At 60.7% G+C, this 5288-nt stretch carries 6 protein-coding genes; 1 reads left to right on the top strand and 5 read right to left on the bottom strand.

From position 1 onward, the window contains the following. Positions 1-101: 101 nt before the first annotated feature. The 4 genes from ACK1U9_RS25570 to ACK1U9_RS25555 all read right to left on the bottom strand — a co-directional run bounded on the left by ACK1U9_RS25570 (position 102) and on the right by ACK1U9_RS25555 (position 3837). Positions 102-827, bottom strand: coding sequence for a dienelactone hydrolase family protein (locus ACK1U9_RS25570; RefSeq protein ID WP_046615107.1), 726 nt, complete (start codon positions 825-827; stop codon positions 102-104). A gap of 79 nt (positions 828-906) precedes the next feature. Beyond that, on the bottom strand, positions 907-2811 hold the full coding sequence (htpG, locus tag ACK1U9_RS25565; RefSeq protein ID WP_108480225.1) for a molecular chaperone HtpG: 1905 nt from the start codon (positions 2809-2811) through the stop codon (positions 907-909). A 70-nt stretch (positions 2812-2881) separates the two neighbouring features. After that, positions 2882-3364, bottom strand: coding sequence for a PaaI family thioesterase (locus ACK1U9_RS25560; protein WP_046615105.1), 483 nt, complete (start codon positions 3362-3364; stop codon positions 2882-2884). Next, positions 3361-3837, bottom strand: coding sequence for a PaaI family thioesterase (locus ACK1U9_RS25555; protein WP_108480226.1), 477 nt, complete (start codon positions 3835-3837; stop codon positions 3361-3363). Before ACK1U9_RS25555 ends, ACK1U9_RS25560 begins: the two co-directional genes overlap by 4 nt. A gap of 154 nt (positions 3838-3991) precedes the next feature. Here ACK1U9_RS25555 and ACK1U9_RS25550 point away from each other — a divergent pair, with 154 nt between their 5' ends. Continuing rightward, positions 3992-4276: a hypothetical protein gene (locus ACK1U9_RS25550; protein ID WP_023661534.1), complete on the top strand. Its 285-nt coding sequence runs from the start codon at positions 3992-3994 to the stop codon at positions 4274-4276. Between the two features lie 67 nt (positions 4277-4343). Here the strand turns inward: ACK1U9_RS25550 and ACK1U9_RS25545 are convergent, their stop codons facing one another. After that, positions 4344-5093 carry a DUF599 domain-containing protein gene (locus ACK1U9_RS25545; protein ID WP_046615103.1) on the bottom strand — a complete coding sequence of 250 codons (750 nt, stop codon included), beginning with the start codon at positions 5091-5093 and terminating at the stop codon, positions 4344-4346. Between the last annotated feature and the right edge of the window lie 195 nt (positions 5094-5288).

Here is a 5288-nt window from a genome sequence, read left to right as displayed (position 1 = left end):
TTTTGCGACCCATTCGCGGGTAAACCCGCTCCCACAGACAGCGCAGTACCTGTGGGAGCGGGTTTACCCGCGAATGGGCTGCAAAGCAGCCCCGTGCAATCTCAGCGCTGGAACACTTCAGTCAGCAGGTTATGCATCGAGCGGAACGCCCGCTCCGAGGTGCGCCGGTCATACTGCATCTTGCCCGGCACATTGGCACTCGGGTCGGTAAACGAGTGCACCGCGCCGCCATAGCTCAGCAATTGCCAGTCAACCTTGGCCGCGTTCATCTCCTCCTCGAACGCCGGCAACTGCTCCTTCGGCACCAGTGGGTCGGAAGCGCCGTGCAGCACCAGCACCGAGCCCTTGATGCGCTTGGCATCTTCCGGGTTCGGCGTGTCCAGCGTGCCATGGAACGATACCGCCGCACGCAGATCGGCACCGGTACGGGCCAGCTCCAGTGCACAGCAGCCACCAAAGCAGAAACCAAACGTGCCGACCTTGCCCGGCTCCAGCAACGCCTTCGACTGCCCCAGCAACTGCGCCAGGGCTTCCTGCATGCGCTTGCGCAGCTCGCCACGGTCATTCTTCAACGGCATCATCGCCGCGCCGGCCTCGTCAGCGTTGGAGGGGCGCACCGATTGCCCGTACAGATCGGCAATCAGCACAACATAGCCCTTCTCGGCCACTTCCTTGGCGATGCGCTCGGCACCTTCGCCGATGCCCATCCAGTTCGGCGCCATCACCAAGCCTGGGCGGCCCAGCGCCCCTGGCTCATAGACCAGACGGCTTTCGTAGGTTTTGCCGGAAAGGTGGTAAACCAGCGATTCGACGATTACTTTGCTCATCAAGCACTCCTTTGGCACTCATCATCAATATGCTCGCCATGAAAAAAGCCCGCCGAAGCGGGCTTTCCTGTGCATCAACTCAAGCAGACAGCTCGACCAACAGCTTGTTCAGGCGACGAACGTAAGCCGCCGGGTCCTTCAAACTGTCACCGGCCGCCAGGGCAGCCTGATCGAACAGGATGTGCGACAGCTCGGCGAAGCGGTCTTCGCTCTGCTCGTTGTCCAGCTTCTCGATCAACGGGTGGGTCGGGTTGAACTCGAAGATCGGCTTGGATTCCGGCACCTTCTGCCCGCTGGCTTCGAGGATCTGGCGCATCTGCAGGCCCAGGTCCTGTTCACCGATGGCCAGGATCGCTGGCGAGTCGGTCAGGCGGTGCGACACGCGCACTTCGGCCACGCTGTCACCCAGCGCGCCCTTCAGGCGCTCTACCAGGCCTTCCTTGTTCTTGGCGACTTCTTCCTGGGCTTTCTTGTCTTCTTCCGAATCCAGCTTGCCCAGGTCCAGGTCGCCACGGGCGACGTCGACGAAGGCCTTGCCGTCGAACTCGTTGAGGTAGCTCATCAGCCACTCGTCGATACGGTCGGTCAGCAGCAGCACTTCGATGCCTTTCTTGCGGAAGACTTCCAGGTGCGGGCTGTTCTTGACCTGCGCGTACGACTCGCCGGTGAGGTAGTAGATCTTGTCCTGACCTTCCTTGGCGCGGGCCAGGTAGTCGGCCAGGGCGACGCTCTGCTCGCCGCTGTCGTCCTGGGTGGAAGCGAAGCGCAGCAGGCCGGCGATCTTTTCCTTGTTGGCGAAGTCTTCGGCCGGGCCTTCCTTCAGCACCTGGCCGAAGTTCTTCCAGAAGCCCTTGTACTGCTCGGGCTCGTTCTTCGCCAGCTTTTCCAGCATGTCCAGCACGCGCTTGGTCAGCGCGGTCTTCATCGAGTCGATGATCGGGTCTTTCTGCAGGATTTCACGCGATACGTTCAGCGACAGGTCGTTGGAATCGACCACACCCTTGATGAAGCGCAGGTACAGCGGCAGGAACGACTCGGCCTGGTCCATGATGAAGACGCGCTGCACGTACAGCTTCAGGCCGCGTGGCGCTTCGCGCTGGTAGAGGTCGAACGGCGCGCGGGCCGGCACGTACAGCAGCGAGTTGTATTCGAGCTTGCCTTCGACCTTGTTGTGGCTCCAGGCCAGCGGGTTTTCGAAATCATGGCCGATGTGCTTGTAGAACTCCTGGTACTCCTCGTCCTTGATCTCGGTACGCGGACGGGTCCACAGGGCGCTGGCACGGTTGACGGTTTCCCACTCTTCGGCCGGCTGTTCTTCGCCTTCGGCGGCAGCCTGCTCCTTCGGCAGCTGGATCGGCATGGCGATATGGTCGGAGTACTTCTTGACCACGTTGCGCAGGCGCCAGCCATCGGCGAACTCCTGCTCGCCCTTCTTCAGGTGCAGGACGATGCGGGTGCCGCGCTGTGGCTTGTCGATGGTGGCAACTTCGAACTCGCCCTCGCCTTTCGACGACCAGTGCACGCCTTCAGCGGTCGGCTGGCCGGCACGGCGGCTGTACACATCGACCTTGTCAGCAACGATGAACGCGGAGTAGAAGCCCACACCGAACTGACCGATCAGGTGCGAGTCCTTCTTCTGGTCACCGGTGAGGTTCTTCATGAAGTCGGCGGTGCCGGACTTGGCGATGGTACCCAGGTGGGCGATGACGTCTTCGCGGCTCATGCCGATGCCGTTGTCCTCGAGGGTCACGGTACCGGCGTCCTTGTCGAAGCTCAGGCGAATCTTCAGGTCGGCGTCGCCTTCGAACAGCTCTGGCTTGGCCAGGGCCTCGAAACGCAGCTTGTCGGCGGCGTCGGAGGCGTTGGAGATCAATTCACGCAGGAAGATCTCCTTGTTCGAATACAGGGAATGGATCATGAGGTGCAGCAGCTGCTTCACCTCGGTCTGGAAGCCCAGCGTTTCTTTTTGAGTCTCCACACTCATGGTCTTCAAAACTCCGATCTGATGGCAGTTGACGCCTGGCGGCCAGGTTGGCCTGCTTTAGCGGCGGATGTCATGCAGATGGGGGCTGCCCGAATGATTTCAAGGGCTTTTCCGGTTCGATCTTGAAATGCGCGCGAGCCGTGGCGATCGGCGACTGCCTGTCACCCTGCCAGGCGGTGATGGCTACATTGGTCACCCGCCGGCCCTGGCGCCACAGCTGGCACTGGGCGTAGGTATCGCGAAAGTGCCCGGCGCGCAGGTAATCGATGGAAAAGTCGATAATCTTCGGAATGCTCGCGCTCTCGCTGAAGATCAGCAGGTAAAGCGCTGCCGAAAGCTCCATGAAGCCCGCGATCACCCCACCGTGGATGGCCGGCAGCAGCGGGTTGCCGATGTTGTCCTGGCTGGCCGGCAGGCGGAACAGCAGGTCATCGCCCTCGCGCTCGCATTCGATGCCGATCAGGCCGGCATAAGGGATCAGCGCCAGCAAGGGCCGATAGTCTCCCTCTGCGTGAGCGGCGTTGAGCTGTTGGCGAACCTCGTGCGGAATCATGCCTCGCCCTCCTTCAGGCTGTTGCCGAAGCGGATGCCCCCCTTGATCTCCTGACCCAGGCGCATGAACGTGCCCACCACCTGGCAAATCGGCTGGGCGGGGTCGTCCTGGTAGGCCGTGCCACGGGTGAAGATCACATCGCGGGTGACCCGGTAGCACTGGGCATGGCCGTAGATGTCCTTGCCGGCCTCGGCCGGGTGCATGTAGTCGATGCGCAGGTCCAGTGTCGGGCACACCTCGAAGCGCGGCAGCACGCACAGCGTGGCCATGCCGCAGGTGGTGTCCATCAGCGTGGTCAGCGCGCCGCCATGCACGGCGCCGGTCTGCGGGTTGCCGACGATGGCCGGTGACCAGGGCAGCACCAGGGTCATGCCATCGGTATTGGCTTGCGCCACACGCATTTGCAACAACTGACAATGTTTCAGGGCCGAGAGAAAACGCTCGGCCATGGCCATCAAGGTTGAATCGCTCATTGGCTGTTTCCCTGCGCATTGCCGCAGCGGCATAAAATCGTTAAAAAGTCTATATAGAACGGGGCGTTATATATGTGTAATCTTCGCGGAACTTATTCCGCGTAGTTGCACTCGAAGGAACAAGTCACTTATTCCACCAAGGAGAAACACCCCCATGCGTAAACCTTTTGCTTTTGCTCTGATGCTGGCCGCTGCCATGGGCCTGGCCGCTTGCGATAAAGCGAGCGAAGACAAAGCCCAGGACGCACAGCAACACGCCGAGCAAGCCCAGGAAAAAGCGGGCGAAGCTCAGGATAAAATGAACGAGGCTGCCAAGGAAAACGCCGAAGCCGCCAAAGATCAGGCCGAAGCCGAGCAGAAGGCCGCCGAAGAAGCCGCTCCGGCTACTCCGGCTCCGGAAGCCGCTCCAGCTGCTCCAGCCGAACCTGCCAAGCAGTAATCGGCTAAAACAAGAAAACCCGACATCGTCGGGTTTTTTTGTGCCTGAAACTTATGGATTAAACGTTTCAGGTACCAGAAACAGTGTTTTCCTTGGCGGTTTCGGTCGAAACACTTTCGGTAGGTGTGAACACCATCACATCCAACACATCCGAATGGAACTCGCGGCGATACAGAATCAGCACTACCCCGACACTCATGACCATGAACAACCATGGGCTGATGAACCAGCTCAACATGGCCATGCCGAAGTAATAGGAACGCAGGCCCAGGTTGAACTGGTTGGCGGCAAGCGACAGCACCCGCGCCGCCCGCGACGCGAATGCCTTGCGCTCAAGTTCATTCACCAGCCGCTCACCGATCATCGGTGCCGAACCCACCAGTACTGCAGCGAAGTTGTATTGGCGCATGCACCAGCTGAAGGTGAAAAAGGCGTAGACGAAGACCATGGCCAGGCACAGCAACTTGATCTCCGACATACCCTGGGAGGTCTGCTGCACCAGCGGCAGGTCGGCCAGCAGCGACAGCGCCCGGTCAGAGGCCCCGAGCACGGTCAGGATACCGGCGAGGATGATCAGGGTGCTGGAGGCGAAGAACGAGGCATTGCGCTCGAGGTTGCCGATCACGCTGGCATCGGCAATGCGGTTGTCGCGCAGCAGCATGCGGCGCATCCAGTCTTCGCGGTACAGGTGCAGCACGCTGGCCAGGCACGCGGTGTCGCGGCCCTTCCAGATGGCATAACGGGTGTAACCACCCCAGCACAGGGCGAACCAGGCGATGGCCAACAGATTGTTGAAGTTGCTTTGGATGAAGTTCATGCAGGGTTCCCGGGAGGGCCAGATACCTGAAGGATAGGGACCGGATTTCGACGCTGGCAAGCGGCAAAAGGCACACATCCATCCTGATATTTGCACTGCTCATCCCGGCCTCTTCGCGAGCACGCCCGCTCCCACAGGTCAAGCACAAACCTCAGAATTGGCGCTGTACCTGTGGGAGCGGGCGTGCTCGCGAAG

It is taken from the genome of Pseudomonas sp. XP1 (genome assembly GCF_053557675.1).
The sequence above is the reverse complement of the archived record's forward strand: the minus strand, read 5'-3'. Positions and strand labels throughout refer to the sequence as shown.

Excerpts from the sequence above, each read along its gene's own strand:
- ACK1U9_RS25545 (WP_046615103.1), bottom strand. The coding sequence starts at position 5,093 with ATGAACTTCATCCAAAGCAACTTCAACAATCTGTTGGCCATCGCCTGG.
- ACK1U9_RS25560 (WP_046615105.1), bottom strand. The coding sequence starts at position 3,364 with ATGATTCCGCACGAGGTTCGCCAACAGCTCAACGCCGCTCACGCAGAG.
- ACK1U9_RS25555 (WP_108480226.1), bottom strand. The coding sequence starts at position 3,837 with ATGAGCGATTCAACCTTGATGGCCATGGCCGAGCGTTTTCTCTCGGCC.
- ACK1U9_RS25570 (WP_046615107.1), bottom strand. The coding sequence starts at position 827 with ATGAGCAAAGTAATCGTCGAATCGCTGGTTTACCACCTTTCCGGCAAA.
- ACK1U9_RS25550 (WP_023661534.1), top strand. The coding sequence starts at position 3,992 with ATGCGTAAACCTTTTGCTTTTGCTCTGATGCTGGCCGCTGCCATGGGC.
- htpG (WP_108480225.1), bottom strand. The coding sequence starts at position 2,811 with ATGAGTGTGGAGACTCAAAAAGAAACGCTGGGCTTCCAGACCGAGGTG.